Source organism: Streptomyces sp. NPDC051776, assembly GCF_040681345.1.
Classification (GTDB): domain Bacteria; phylum Actinomycetota; class Actinomycetes; order Streptomycetales; family Streptomycetaceae; genus Streptomyces.
Map to the genome: position 1 here is coordinate 161,716 of NZ_JBFAYQ010000008.1, position 14,011 is coordinate 175,726.

Sequence of the window (14,011 nt, forward strand, 5' to 3'; positions counted from 1 at the left end):
GAGCGGGCCCGAGGGACCTCCCTCGTTCCGCGAGACGTGTACGTCGGACGGCGCCGACGTCCGTCAGCCGCGTCAGCCGTGTCAGCCGCGTCGGCCGAGCGTCGCCAGCGCCTCGTTGAGGATCTTCGACGGGCGCATGACGGCCTCCGCCTTGGACGGCGACGGCTGGTAGTAGCCGCCGATGTCGACCGGGGAGCCCTGCACGGCGAGCAGTTCGTCGACGATCGCCTGCTCCTGCTGGGTCAGCGTCTCGGCCAGGGCCCTGAACGCCTCGGCGAGCTGCGTGTCGTCGGTCTGCTCGGCCAGCTCCTGCGCCCAGTACAAAGCGAGGTAGAAGTGGCTGCCGCGGTTGTCGATGCCGCCCAGCTTGCGGCTCGGCGACTTGTTCTCGTTGAGGAAGGTCGCCGTCGCACGGTCCAGGGTGTCGGCCAGGATCTGGGCGCGCGCGTTGTCCGTCGTCTGCGCGAGGTGCTCGAAGCTGACCGCGAGCGCCAGGAATTCTCCCAGGCTGTCCCAGCGCAGGTAGTTCTCCTTGACGAGTTGCTGGACGTGCTTCGGCGCGGAGCCGCCGGCGCCCGTCTCGAACAGGCCGCCGCCGTTCATCAGCGGTACGACGGAGAGCATCTTGGCGCTGGTGCCCAGCTCCAGGATCGGGAAGAGGTCGGTCAGGTAGTCGCGCAGCACGTTGCCGGTGACGGAGATCGTGTTCTCGCCGCGGCGGATCCGCTCCAGGGAGAAGGCGATGGCGTCGACCGGCCGCATGATCTCGATCCGCAGGCCCTCGGTGTCGTGCTCGGAGAGGTACTGCTTCACCTTGGCGATGAGGTTGGCGTCGTGCGCCCGGCCCTCGTCCAGCCAGAACACGGCCGGGTCGCCGGTCGCGCGGGCACGGGTCACTGCGAGCTTGACCCAGTCCTTGATCGGCGCGTCCTTGGTCTGGCACATGCGGAAGATGTCGCCCGCGCTGACCGTCTGCTCGAGGACGACGTCGCCCTTGGCGTCGAGGACACGCACCGTGCCGGTGTGCTGGATCTCGAAGGTCTTGTCGTGGCTGCCGTACTCCTCGGCCTTCTGCGCCATCAGGCCGACGTTGGGCACCGAGCCCATCGTGGACGGATCGAAGGCGCCGTTGGCGCGGCAGTCGTCGATGACGACCTGGTAGATGCCGGCGTAGCTGCTGTCGGGGATGACGGCGAGGGTGTCGGCCTCGTTGCCGTCCGGGCCCCACATGTGGCCGGAGGTACGGATCATGGCGGGCATGGAGGCGTCCACGATCACGTCGCTCGGCACGTGCAGATTGGTGATGCCGCGGTCGGAGTCGACCATCGCCAGCTCCGGGCCCTCGGCCAGCTCGGCCTCGAACGATTCCTTGATCTTTGCGCCGCCCGGTACGGACTCCAGGCCCTTGAGGATGCCGCCCAGACCGTCGTTCGGGGTCAGGCCCGCCTTGGCGAGGGTCTCGCCGTGCTCGGCAAAGGTCTCCGGGAAGAAGGCCCGTACGACATGGCCGAAGATGATCGGGTCGGAGACCTTCATCATCGTGGCCTTGAGGTGCACGGAGAACAGCACGCCCTCGGCCTTGGCGCGCGCCACCTGCTCGGTGAGGAACTCGCGCAGCACCGCCACACGCATCACGGAGGCGTCCACGACCTCACCTGCGCGCACCGGCACCGACTCGCGCAGCACGGTCGTGGTGCCGTCGTCACCGGCAAGCTCGATGCGCAGCGAGCCGTCCTCGGGAACGACCACGGACTTCTCGGTGGAGCGGAAGTCGTCGCCCGTCATGTGTGCGACGTTGGTCCTGGAGTCGGGCGTCCAGGCGCCCATGCGGTGCGGGTGGGCCTTGGCGTAGTTCTTGACCGAGGCGGGGGCGCGGCGGTCGGAGTTGCCCTCGCGCAGGACCGGGTTGACGGCGCTGCCCTTGACCTTGTCGTAGCGGGCGCGGATGTCGCGCTCCTCGTCGGACCTCGGGTCGTCCGGGTAGTCCGGGAGCGCGTAGCCCTGCTGCTGCAACTCGGCGATCGCGGCCTTGAGCTGGGGGATCGAGGCCGAGATGTTGGGCAGCTTGATGATGTTGGCGCCCGGCGTCCTGGCGAGCTCGCCCAGCTCGGCGAGCGCGTCGTCGATCCGCCGGCTCTCCTCGAGCCGCTCGGGGAAGCTCGCGATGATCCGCCCCGCCAGGGAGATGTCGCGGCTCTCGACGCTGACGCCGGCGGTTGAGGCGTACGCCCGGATCACAGGCAGGAACGAGTACGTGGCCAGGGCCGGGGCCTCGTCAGTGTGCGTGTAGATGATCGTCGAGTCAGTCACCGATACTCCGCTTCACGTTTCTCCATCGTCTCGATATCAAGATATCCCGTCCTCACCCCTCCCCGACACTGCCCCCCGCCTCGCGCCGCCCGATGCCGCGGCACCGCTGTCACCTGCGGATATGTGCTGTGCGGAAGGCATGCACAAGCCGTTGCCGGTCAGGTTGACCGTCGTCGCGAACCCTGCGAAGAGCGGAATGAGGGCCGTGAGCGGAGGGATGACCGGCCCTCGTGGCCCGCTTCCCGGCGTAGTGGTCGCACCCTCCCCCGGGCACCGGCACCGGCACCGGCACCGGCACCCGCGCCGCGGCCGTCCGCCGTCGCATGCCGCGACGGGCAGCGGATAGCGTCCCGCCATGGACAGTGAAGTGATCGTCGTCGGCGGCGGAGTGATCGGGCTGACCACCGCGGTCACCCTCGCCGAGAGCGCCCGGCGTGTGACCGTGTGGAGCCGTGACCCGTACGCGAGCACGACGTCCGCTGTGGCGGGCGGGCTGTGCTGGCCCTACCGCGTACAGCCCGAGGAGCGCGCCGCCGCGTGGTCCCTGCGCTCCTTCCAGGTGCTGACCGGCCTGGCGGAACGGCCCGAGGAGACCGGGGCGCGGCTGGTCACCGGCACGATGGCCGGCACCCGTGCCGTGGACCTGGGCACCTGGGCCGAAGGCGTCCCGGGGCTGCGCGCGGCCCGTCCCGAGGAGCTGCCCGGCGGACACGGTTCCGGGGTCCGGGCGCGCGTGCCGCTGGTCGACATGCGGACCCATCTGGCGTATCTGGAACGCCGGTTGGCTGCCGCCGGCGGTGTGCTGGAACAGCGCGAGGCGGCCTCGCTCGACGAGGCGGGCCGGGCCGCCCCCGTCGTCGTCAACTGCACCGGTCTGGGTGCCCGCTGGCTCGTGCCGGACTCGGACGTGCGCCCCGTGCAGGGCCAGATCGTGATCGTGGAGAACCCCGGGATCGACGCGTGGTTCGTGGCGGCCGGGGACAGCGCCGAAGAGACGACGTATGTACTGCCGCAGCCGTACGGCCTGGCGCTGGGCGGCACGGCCCGCGAGGGCGTCTGGGACACGACCCCCGATCCGGCGACGGCCGCGGCGATCGTCCGCCGCTGCTCCCCCGTTCACCCGGAGCTGGCGACGGCCCGCGTCCTGGAACACCGCGTGGGGCTCAGGCCGTATCGGCCCAGTGTGCGGATCGAGCCGGAGCGGCTGCCGGGCGGCTCGCTGTGCGTGCACAACTACGGGCACGGAGGCGGGGGCGTCACGGTGTCGTGGGGGTGCGCGGAGGAGGCGGCGCGGCTGGTGGCCGGGGGCGGATAGGCGCGGAGCAGGACGGGCTCCGCGGCTCAGTGCCTCCAGGTTCAGCGGCGCTCCGGACAGCCCGTCGTCCCGTACTTCAGATGCACCTCGGCCCGCCCGGGGCAGGCCCCCGGACAACGCGTCAGCTCTTCGGAGCGTCGATGTCCGATGGCGATGGCGCCTGGGCGCCCGTACCTCCGTTCGTCGAGGGTCCGATGCGGAGTTCGAAGTCGCCGCCGAACTTCTCGTGTCCCGCGATGACCGCGCCCTCGACGGCCTCCTCGCCCCTCTGCCCGCGCACGATCAACGGGTCCCGGCGCAAGTCGCGCATCAGCGACCAGCACAGACCGACCATGACGAGGGTGAACGGTGCCGCGACCAGGATCGTCAGATTCTGCAAGCCGGTGAGCGCATCGCCCGCGCCGCCTCCGATCAGCAGCATCACGGCCGCGACCGCTCCCGTGAGCACACCCCAGAAGATGACCACGGGCTTGGTCGGTTCGATGGAGCCGCGCTGGGACAGCGTTCCCATCACGATGGACGCCGCGTCCGCGCCGGAGACGAAGAAGATCGCGACGAGGAGCATCACGAGCAGGCTCATCACCGTGGCGAGCGGGTACTCCTGCAGGACGGCGAAGAGCTGCCCCTCGGGCGTCGACTCGTTGCCGAGGCGGCCGTGGTCCTGCAGCGACATCGCCGAGCCGCCGAAGACCGCGAACCACAGCAGGCTGACGCTGCTGGGCACGAGGATCACGCCCCCGACGAACTGCCGGATCGTACGGCCGCGGCTGATGCGGGCGATGAACATGCCGACGAACGGCGTCCACGAGATCCACCACGCCCAGTAGAAGACCGTCCAGCTGGAGAGCCAGTCCGCCACGCCCTTGCCGCTCGACGCCTCCGTACGGCCCGCGAGCTGCGGCAGGTCGCCGAGGTAGGCACCGACGGAGGTGGGCAGCAGGTCGAGGATGACGATCGTGGGACCGGCGACGAACACGAAGACCGCCAGGATCAGGGCCAGCACCATGTTGATGTTGGACAGCCACTGGATGCCCTTGGCGACACCGGACACGGCGGAGGCCACGAATGCGACGGTCAGAACCGCGATGATGGCGACGAGGAGGCCCGTGCCGACGTCGCCCATCCACTCGAGTTCCTGGATGCCGCTGCTGATCTGGAGTGTGCCGAGGCCCAGGGACGCTGCGGAGCCGAAGAGGGTCGCGAAGATCGCCAGGATGTCGATGACCTGGCCGCCCCAGCCGTTCGCGTGCCTTTTGCCGAGCAGAGGCTCGAAGACGGAGCTGATCAACTGCCGCCTGCCCCGCCGGAAAGTGCTGTAGGCGATGGCGAGACCGACGACGGCGTAGATGGCCCACGGGTGGAGCGTCCAGTGGAAGAGCGTGGTGGCCATGGCGGTCTCCATGGCCTCGGCCGCGTCGGCCGGATCGGTGCCGGGCGGCGGCTCCTTGAAGTGGGAGAGCGGCTCGCTCACGCCGTAGAACATCAGGCCGATGCCCATACCGGCGCTGAACATCATCGCGACCCAGGAAACGGTCCGGAATTCCGGCGCCTCGCCCTCTGCGCCGAGGGTGATCCGTCCGTAGCGGCTGATCGCCAACCACAGCGCGAAGACCACGAAACCTGACGCGGCCAGTACGAAGGCCCAGCCGGCGTTGTGAATCAAGGAGTCGAGCATCGAGCCGGACGCGGATTCCAGCGCGTCCGTGAACAGGGCGCCCCAGACGACGAAGACCAGAGTGGCCAGCGCCGTGACGCCGAAGACCACTTTGTCGGTCTGCGGGCGGCGGGTCTCGTGCGGACTTCCGGGTAGATGTCTGACCACTACCTCGGCTGCCCCGTCATGCGTGTCATGTTCTCTGTCCGGCACGTCACGACCCTTTCCTGGCTGAATTCATATCGCCCGTACGCCTTACCACGTGGTCGCGTTCTCATTCCGGCGTCATGCAGCGAATTGCGGCTCCAGCACGGTCCCCGGACCACTCCGGCACGAGGGCGCGCCCCGGCGCCCCGCGGCGATTGCGCACGACGCCCCGACCGCTCGAGCACGAGGGCGGACGGTCCCCGGTGCTCCGGCGGGCCGCGCCCGCGAAGCGGGCTGCTGCGGGTCGTGGCGCCGGGAAGCGCCGTGCGCTCCGCCACGATGGCATCAACATGGCGATCTTGTGACATCACAGCGGGGCTCGTGACGGTGCGACAGATGTCCGAATAGGGTCACGACTGATCCTTCTCCCCGACCAGTTGGAGGACTGACCGTGCACCGCAGACTCCTTGCCCCGAGCGCGCTGACTGCCTGCGTCCTGCTGGCGATCCCGGCCGCCACGGCAACAGCCGCCCCCCAGGCGGGCACGCCCGGCGCCCCGGGAATCGGCGACCCGTACTACCCCGAGAACGGCAACGGCGGGTACGACGTCTCGCACTACGACCTGCGCCTGAAGTACCAGCCGAAGACCGACCGCCTCGAGGGAACCGCGACCCTGATCGCCACCACCCAGCAGGATCTCTCCCGCTTCAACCTCGACTTCGCGCTGGACGTGAGCGAAGTGCGGGTGAACGGGAAGAAGGCCGAGTTCCGCCGGTCGGGCGCGCACGAACTGGAGATCACCCCCTCCGCGCCGCTGGAGAAGGGCCGTGAGATCAGCGTCGTCGTCCGCTATGCGGGCACGCCCTCGGAGGTGAAGGTCGGCGGCTTCTCGGCCTGGCTGCGGACGCCGGACGGCGGGGTCATCGCGAGCGAGCCCGAGGCCGCCTGGTGGTGGTTCCCGAGCAACGACCACCCGCTGGACAAAGCCACCTACGACATCTCCGTCTCCGTCCCCGACGGCACTCAGGCGATCAGCAACGGCGTTCTGTTGTCGGAGAGTTCGAAACTGGGCTGGACGCGCACCAACTGGCGCTCCGACAAGCCGCAGGCCACCTACCTCGCCACCCTGGCCGTCGGGAAGTTCGACATCACCACGGACAAGACCGCCGACGGCCTGCCCGTGCTCAACGCGTACAGCAAGGACCTGGGCGGCAACGCGGGCGCGGCGCGGGCCAGCGTGGAGCGGAGCGTCGAGGTCACCGAGTGGCTGACCGGGGTCTTCGGCCCGTACCCCTTCAACGCGCTGGGCGGTTACGTCCCGAACGTGCCCACGGGCTACGCACTGGAGACCCAGACCCGTCCGTTCTACAGCCCGAGGCAGTTCGCGTCGGGAACGAACGTCTCGGTGGTCGTCCACGAACTGGCCCACCAGTGGTACGGCGACAGCGTCTCGGTCAAGGGCTGGAACGACATCTGGATCAACGAGGGATTCGCCCGCTACGCGCAGTGGCTGTGGTCGGAAAAGGAGGGCGAGGGCACGGCCCAGGAGCTGGCCGACTATGTGTACGCCTCGCATCCGGCCGACGACCCGTTCTGGAAGGTCCTGCCGGGCGACCCGGGGCCGGAGAACCAGTTCCACATCGCGGTGTACGACCGGGGCGCGATGACGCTGCAGGCGTTGCGGAACGAGGTCGGCGAAGAGGCCTTCTTCGCGATCCTCAAGGGCTGGACGCAGGAGTACGCCTACGGCAACGCGTCGGTGCGGGACTTCGTCCGGTACGCCGAGAAGGTCTCGGGCAAGCCGCTCGCGGACCTCTTCGAGACTTGGCTGTTCACGCCGTCGAAGCCGGACGCCCCGGCCGCCGCCGAGGCGAACGTCGGTGCACGGCCCGGTGAGCGGGGCGAGCCCGTCGAGAGCGCGCCCGAGCAGCCGAGGTCGTGGAAGAAGATCGCCGCGACGAATTCCGTCCATGCGCACGACCACGGCCCCGGTCGCGGCGACAGCGGGGGCCGGGAAGACCGGCCGGGCGCGGAGTAGCGGCATGGCGGACGGCTGAGGGGCCACGGGGCCCCCGGCTCGTCGCGCGCCGGTCCATCCGCCCCGGCCCGCGGGCCCGGCCGCGGCGGATGGACGAACCACGCGGGTGCAGGTCGTGGTGGTCGGCGGCGCGAGTCACTCCCGGCGCCTCCGGACCCCGCTACGCCCCGGCCCTTCGGCCGTTCCCGGCGCGGCGGCGGGCGTCGCGCGCGTACGGCAGGTATCGCAGCCGCTCGGGGAGCACCGGCACCACGACCCGTACGACCCGCCCGAACCACCGCAGTCGGCGCTCGTCGCTCGCGCTCCACTCCAGGCCGATGGCGCGGCGCGCGTCCGGCGGCATGAGGCCGACGGTCAGGAAGCGCCGCACCCGCAGCAGCGGGGGCAGCAGCGCCGGCCACGCCCACCGCAGGAGCGTTCGCAGCCACCGCGGTCCGCGCGGAGGCGGCGGCACGTACACGTCGGTGGCCACCAACTCCCGTACGACCACGGTCCGCTCCAGCTCGCGTGCCAGCACACCGCGGTAGTACGGCCAGAACTCCTCCGGCGTCTGCGGCATGTCGCGGTCATCGATGCCCAGCACCCGGCCCACCCGCAGCCATTCGGCGTAGAGCTGCCGCTCCTCGGCTGGGGTGAACGGGCGGCGGCCCATCACGTGCTGGGCGTGCCGGTACACGGGGAAGCCGGTGGCGTGCACCCATGTGTACGTGGCGAGGGCGAGCGCGCGGTAGGCGCGGCCGTGGGCGTCGGTGCCCCGGATCGGCTCATGCAGCTTCCGCAGCCGCCTGCCCTCCTCGGCCGCGGCCTCACCGCCGTACACCCAGAGCTGTGTCGAGGCGACCGATCGCTCGGCACGGCCCCAGGGGTCGGTGCGGAAGACGGAGTGATCGTCCACGCCCGCGCCGACAGCGGGGTGGGCGACCTGCATGGTCAGCGCGGCGGGCAGGGCGAGCACGGCCCGCACCTCCCCGGCGAGGCTCCACAGCATCCCGCCGACGGGAGGCGGCTGGGGTCCCCCGTCCCGGTGTCCCCGGTCCGCCGCCTGGTGTGCGGTCGTCACCCTTCCATCATCCCTCGCGGGTACGCGGGCCGCGGCTGACGGGCGGCCGCCTCCCATCGCGGGCGCACGGGCCGCGGGGCGGGGCGGGGCCGACGGGCGGCCTCCGTACCTGGGTGATGCCTGGGCGGGGCAGGGTGCCTTCGGCTACCCGGCCTGCGACGATCCCGTGGAGCGCGAACAGGCCCGGCTGTCGTGGACGCAGAGCATCGTGACCGCACTCGCCTCCGTACGGGACTCGGAGCGGACGGCCGACAGTGATGACACACCCTCGTCGGCCCCCGCGCAGGCTCCGGTCCCGCCGACTCTGCCGCGCAGAGCGGCAGTTGACGCTCCGCGAAGAACCGGATCCGCGAAGGACCGGATCCGCGAAGGACCGGATCCGCGAAGGACCGGATCCGCGAAGGACCGGAAGAAGCCCCGAAGCCCCGCCCCGAGTCACCGTGCGAAGGCACCCCGAGTGCGCTCAGGCCCCGGAGTCCACGTCCGTGCGCGCGGCCTCCGCCTTGAGCGCCGCCCGCAGCGTGGCGGCGCTGCGGTAGCCGACCATGGGGGCGATGCGGTCCAGGCTGAGGCCGGTCGTCCGGCGCAGATGGTTCGCGCGCTCGGCGCGCAGCCGCCGGATGAGGGCGTACGGGGACAGGCCCAAGTGGTCGCGGACATGGCGCTCCAGCGTGCGCCGCGTCGTACCGATGGCGGCGGCCGCGTCCGCGACGCCGATGTCACGACCGGCGTTGGCGCGGATCCACGCCTCGAACGCGGTCACCAGCCCGTCCGCCGTGGAGAGATAGCCCGCCGCCGCCTCCACGCTGCGCGCCGGGCGCTCGTCGATGAGGAGCGTCGCCGCGGTGAACTCGGCCAGTTGCGGGCTGACCCGGGAGACCAGGCTCATGGCGAGATCGATGTGGGCGAAGGCGGCTCCGGCCGTGGCGACCGCCCCGTCGCGGACGACCATCCGGGACATGTCCAGCCCGACCTTCGGATAGCGCCGCCGGAAGAGGTCGCTCAGCCACCAGCTCGTGGTGGCCTGCCGGTCGTCCAGCAACCCGGCCTCCGCCAGGATGAACGTGCCCGTACAGGCGGCCGCCAGTTCCCGGCCGTCGAACGACCAGGCGCGCAGCGCACCCCGCGCAGCCGCTGCACCTCCTCGCGCGCGAGCGCGTCGACGATGCCGGCCGGGCTGTTGGCGGCCATGGCGGGGATCACCAGCACATCCAGCTCCGCCTGGCCCGCGTCGTCGCCGAGCGCGAGACCGGAGGGGACGAGCAGTCCGCCGGCCGTCGGTACGGGTTCTCCGTCCGCGGTGACCGTACGGACCGATACACCTGGAATGTCCCGGTCCACATGCCGACGGGCCGCGTCGGCGGTGCGCAGGACGTCCAGGACCGTGGTGAGTCCGGAGTCCCAGCAACCGGGCAGGGCGATCACTCCGACTTTCATGTCGTGAACGCTACGCCGGATGTCGCGATCGCCGACACCCGGCTTCCTACGGTGTCCGCCATGCATCTCACCGAGGCACTCATGACGGGGACAGCAGAAGGAGGCGTCGTATGCACGCGGTGATCGGCACCCGGCCCGAGCACTACGAGCGACTGGGCATCACCCCGGGGGTGATCCAGCCCTGGGAGGACGGCCTTCGCACGGACGCGGCGGACGGGACCTTCGAGTGGTGGTACTGCGACGCGCACCTCGAGGACGGCTCGACGCTGACGGTCGAGTTCCACACCAAGCCGCCGTTCGTGTCCCCGAAGTCACCACTGACCCCGTTCGTCCTCGCGTCGCTTACCCTCCCCGACGGCACCAGGATCGACAGGACGTGCACGGAGGCGCCCGACGCGTTCACCGCGTCCACGGAGGGCTGCGACGTGACGATCGGGGCCGGCACCTTCCGCGGCAGCGTCGAGGACGGCTACTCCGTCCACGTCGAATTCCCGGACTTCTCCGCGGACATCACCCTCATCCCCGAAGTCCCGCCTTGGCGGCCCGAGACGGGGCATCTGTTCTTCGGAGAGCGGGAGGACCGGTACATCGCCTGGCTGCCGGTGTGCGCACGGGCCGCGGCGCAGGTGACCCTCGTCCGCGAGGGCCGCACCCGGCAACTGACGGGCGTCGGCTACCACGACCACAACTGGGGCAATGTCGCGCCGCGCAAGGTTCTCGACCACTGGTACTGGGGCCGGGCCTGCGTCGGTGATCACACCGTGGTCACCCTGATGTTCGTCAGCGACGAGATCTACGGCAAGAAGCGGATGCATGCCTTCCTGGTCGCCGAGTCCGGCCGGATCCTGGCCTCCGCGGTGGGTGAGGAGAGTTTGACCTTCTCGGCCGAGGACATCGTCGCCAATCCCGAGAGCGGCGTACCGGTCGCGAAGCGGCTCCGGTACGGCACCGAGGCCGACGGGGCGTCCTACGAGGTGACGTTCGACCACCGCGAGGACTCCTTCATGCTCGACTTCGGCAACGCGGGGGCGTACCACCGCTTCCGCGGCGACGTCACCGTGGAGGACACGCGCGACGGCCGGACCGAGGTCGTACGGGGCCGCACGCTCTGGGAGTTGCTGTACTTCGGCCCCCGCCCGGGGAAGGGCAGCGGCGAGACGGTGCAGGGGGACCGCATGCCGCTGGTCGGCCACCAGGCCTGACGGCTCGGCGTCCCGGGTCCCGGTGACCCGGGTCCCGGGACGCTCAACCACCACCTCGGGAGGGATGAGTGAGGGGGTGTTGCTGGGTCTGGTTTACCGGTAGACCGAGCGGATGTTGGTGGAGCGGTCGATGGCCGCGCATTTGGTTTGTGTGCGGCTGTTGGTGGTGGTGAGTGTGAGGTTGTTGGGGTTGGCGCAGCTGTTGCTCTGCCGACCTTCTTGGGCGGTGTTCTGCTGGAAGAGGTCCATGGCGCTGGAGCCGCCTTCTGCCGTGGCTCCCCCGCCGATGTCCGCAGTGTAGAGGTTGGCGGAGCCGTCCACCGTCTTACAACCCACCGTGGACCGGCTGCTGCTCAAGTCGATGGTCTCGTCGGGGAGGTTGGAGTTGTTGCAGGTGTTGTCCTGGCCGCCTTGCTGCGCGGTGTTCTGCTGGAACACGGTGCCGCCGGTGCTGGAGCCGCCTTCGGCTCGGGCGCCGCCGCCCTTGATGAAGGTCTTTTGGTTGAGGGAGAAATCCTTGTTCCCGCAACGCGCTTCCACCCGGCCCCCGGTCACCGTGATGTCCGCGTCGTTGTTGCGGCTGTTGCAGTTGTTGTTCTGCCGGCCTTCCTGGGCGATGTTCTGCGCGACCAGGTCGCCACCGATGCTGGAGCCGCCTTCGGCTCGGGCGCCACCGCCCTTGATGTGGGTGTGCTTGCTGAACGAGGCGTCCTTGTTCCCGCAACGGCCTTCCGCCCGGCCCCCGGTCACGGTGAAGGTGCCACTGTTTCCCTCGTTGCTGTTGTGGCAGTTGTTGTTCTGCCGGCCTTCCTGCGCGATGTTCCGCTGGATCACGTCGGTCGTCGTGCTGGAGCCGCCTTCGACTCGGGCGCCGCCGCCCTTGATGTGGGTGTGCTTGCTGAACGAGGCGTCCTTGTTCCCGCAACGGCTCGTCTCACGGCCAGGCCCCAGGGTAGTGAGGGGAAAGTTGGGGTTGGCGCAGTTGTTGTTCTGCCGGCCCTCCTGCGCCACGTTCTGCTGTTCGACATCTTCGCCGGTGCTGGAGCCGCCTTCGACTCGAGCTCCGCCGCCCTCGATACGAGTCTGCTTGCTGAACGAGTGGTCCTTGTTCCCGCAACGGCTCGTCTCACGGCCCCCGGTCACAGTGATGCCCGCCTCGTTGGGGTTGGCGCAGTTGTTGTTCTGCCGGCCTTCCTGCGCCACGTCCTGTTGCTCCACCTCGCCGCCGGTGCTGGAGCCGCCTTCGACTCGGGCGCCACCGCCCTTGATGTGGGTGTGCTTGCTGAGCGAGTGGTCCTTGTTCCCGCAACGCACCGTGTACCGGCCTCCGGACACGGTGATGCTCGCGTCGTTGTCGGTGTTGCAGTTGTTGTTCTGCCGGCCCTCCTGCGCGGTGTTCTGCTGCCTCACTGTGCCGCCGGTGCTGGAGCCGCCTTCGACTCGGGCGCCGCCGCCCTTGATGTGCGTGTGCTTGCTGAAGGACAGGTCCTGCTGCCCGCAGCGGCCCTCGACCCGGCCCCCCGTCAGGCTGATGTCGGTGTTTTCGTTTGGACTGTTGCAGTTGTTGTTCTGCCGACCTTCCTGTGCGACATTCTGCTGGTTCACGTCGCCGCTGGTGCTGGAGCCGCCTTCCGCTCGGGCACCGCCGCCCTTGATACGGGTGTGCTTGCTCAGGGAGAAGTCCTTCTGCGTGCAGCGGTCCTCCAACCGCCCCGGGTCCACCGTGATGTCAGTACGGTTGGGGTTGCTGCAGTTGTTGTTCTGCCGCCCCTCCTGCGCCACATTCTGCTGGTTCACGGCGTCGCTTGTGCTGGAGCCGCCTTCCGCTCGGGCACCGCCGCCCTTGATGTGGGTGTGCTTGCTGAGCGATCCGTCCTTGTTCCCGCATCGAGCCCCCGCCCGGCCTCCCGTCACCGTGAGGGTCGACTCACCGTTGGGGTTGTTGCAGTTGTTGTTCTGCCGGCCCTCCTGCGCGATGTTCTGCTGGGTCAGACTTGCGCTCGAGGTCGCGGAGCCGCCTTCGACTCGGGCGCCGCCGCCCTTGATGTGGGTGTGCTTGCTGAGGGAGAAGTCCTGGTCCGCGCAGCGGCCTTCTACCCGGCCGCCATCCACGTCGATGGTCGATTCGTTGGGGTTGTTGCAGTTGTTGTTCTGCCTGCCGCGCTGGGCGGTGTTCTGCTGGATGAGGCTCGCGGTCGCCGAGGAGCCGCCTTCGGCGTCGGCGGGGCCGTTGTGGATGCGGGAGAACGCGGTGAGAGAGCCGTCGGTGGTTACACACCGGCCGGTTGCCCGGCCGCCGGTGAGCGTCACCGTCTCGTCCTCAGTGTTGGGGTTGTTGCAGTTGTTGTTCTGCCGAGAGGACTGCGCATTGTTCTGCTGGAAGACGTCCCCTTCTGTCGAGGACCCCCCGGTCGCCCTCGCTTTCGTACCGTCGGGGCCGCTTTCCGCGATTGCCGTCCCGGAGCCCAGTGCTACCCAGCCGCCCATGGCCAGAACCACCATCGTGGCGGTTGCGATCATGCGTGCCCGCACTCCGAGCCTCCTTGCGTCAACGTGAACCAGACCAACTCTTCCTCTCCTTAACGCCGTCCGGCTCGTCCCTGTCATGGCCCCGTTCGGTTTCCCACCCCAACAGCCGAACCGCCCACTTCGTCCTCTACGGCGGCGGGCCTCCTCGACTGGCGAGGCAAAGCCGTCCTCCCATACGGTCCCCGTCCACCGCGCCTGTCAGGCCATCGCCCACCCCAGCCCGAGGGCCGCACGTTGAACCCGGGCATGCCTCTCCGACCAATGCAGTGGACGTGCCGGCGCCAGCCAGCAACGACGCCGCCGACAGCTGGCACGGCTC

The 14,011-nt window shown here is 69.9% G+C and carries 9 protein-coding genes; 3 read left to right on the top strand and 6 right to left on the bottom strand.

The window, feature by feature from the left end; genetic code table 11:
• Positions 1 to 81 precede the first annotated feature (81 nt).
• A complete protein-coding gene (locus tag AB0M26_RS09645; protein ID WP_365257208.1) occupies positions 82 to 2,310 on the bottom strand; it encodes an NADP-dependent isocitrate dehydrogenase in 2,229 nt (742 codons plus the stop codon).
• A 355-nt stretch (positions 2,311 to 2,665) separates the two neighbouring features.
• On the opposite strand from AB0M26_RS09645, the gene AB0M26_RS09650 reads away from it, so the two are divergent.
• On the top strand, positions 2,666 to 3,625 hold the full coding sequence (locus AB0M26_RS09650) for an FAD-dependent oxidoreductase (protein WP_365257210.1): 960 nt from the start codon (positions 2,666 to 2,668) through the stop codon (positions 3,623 to 3,625).
• Positions 3,626 to 3,746: 121 nt separating this feature from the next.
• Here AB0M26_RS09650 and AB0M26_RS09655 read toward each other — a convergent pair whose 3' ends face one another.
• Complete coding sequence (locus tag AB0M26_RS09655; protein WP_365257299.1) at positions 3,747 to 5,447, bottom strand: BCCT family transporter; 1,701 nt, start codon at positions 5,445 to 5,447, stop codon at positions 3,747 to 3,749.
• Positions 5,448 to 5,877: 430 nt separating this feature from the next.
• Here AB0M26_RS09655 and AB0M26_RS09660 point away from each other — a divergent pair, with 430 nt between their 5' ends.
• On the top strand, positions 5,878 to 7,464 hold the full coding sequence (locus tag AB0M26_RS09660) for a M1 family metallopeptidase (RefSeq protein WP_365257213.1): 1,587 nt from the start codon (positions 5,878 to 5,880) through the stop codon (positions 7,462 to 7,464).
• 160 nt (positions 7,465 to 7,624) lie between these two features.
• Here AB0M26_RS09660 and AB0M26_RS09665 read toward each other — a convergent pair whose 3' ends face one another.
• From AB0M26_RS09665 to AB0M26_RS09675, 3 genes are all read right to left on the bottom strand, one after another.
• Positions 7,625 to 8,452, bottom strand: coding sequence for an oxygenase MpaB family protein (locus AB0M26_RS09665; protein ID WP_365257302.1), 828 nt, complete (start codon positions 8,450 to 8,452; stop codon positions 7,625 to 7,627).
• Positions 8,453 to 8,987: 535 nt separating this feature from the next.
• Entirely contained in the window at positions 8,988 to 9,566 is a 579-nt protein-coding gene (locus AB0M26_RS09670; RefSeq protein WP_365257216.1) for a helix-turn-helix domain-containing protein, read from the bottom strand.
• Positions 9,527 to 9,961 carry a hypothetical protein gene (locus AB0M26_RS09675; RefSeq protein ID WP_365257218.1) on the bottom strand — a complete coding sequence of 145 codons (435 nt, stop codon included), beginning with the start codon at positions 9,959 to 9,961 and terminating at the stop codon, positions 9,527 to 9,529. Before AB0M26_RS09675 ends, AB0M26_RS09670 begins: the two co-directional genes overlap by 40 nt.
• Before the next feature lie 110 nt (positions 9,962 to 10,071).
• On the opposite strand from AB0M26_RS09675, the gene AB0M26_RS09680 reads away from it, so the two are divergent.
• Positions 10,072 to 11,163: a hydroxyneurosporene dehydrogenase gene (locus AB0M26_RS09680; protein WP_365257221.1), complete on the top strand. Its 1,092-nt coding sequence runs from the start codon at positions 10,072 to 10,074 to the stop codon at positions 11,161 to 11,163.
• Positions 11,164 to 11,256: 93 nt separating this feature from the next.
• Here the strand turns inward: AB0M26_RS09680 and AB0M26_RS09685 are convergent, their stop codons facing one another.
• Positions 11,257 to 13,695, bottom strand: coding sequence for a hypothetical protein (locus AB0M26_RS09685; RefSeq protein WP_365257224.1), 2,439 nt, complete (start codon positions 13,693 to 13,695; stop codon positions 11,257 to 11,259).
• Positions 13,696 to 14,011 lie beyond the last annotated feature (316 nt).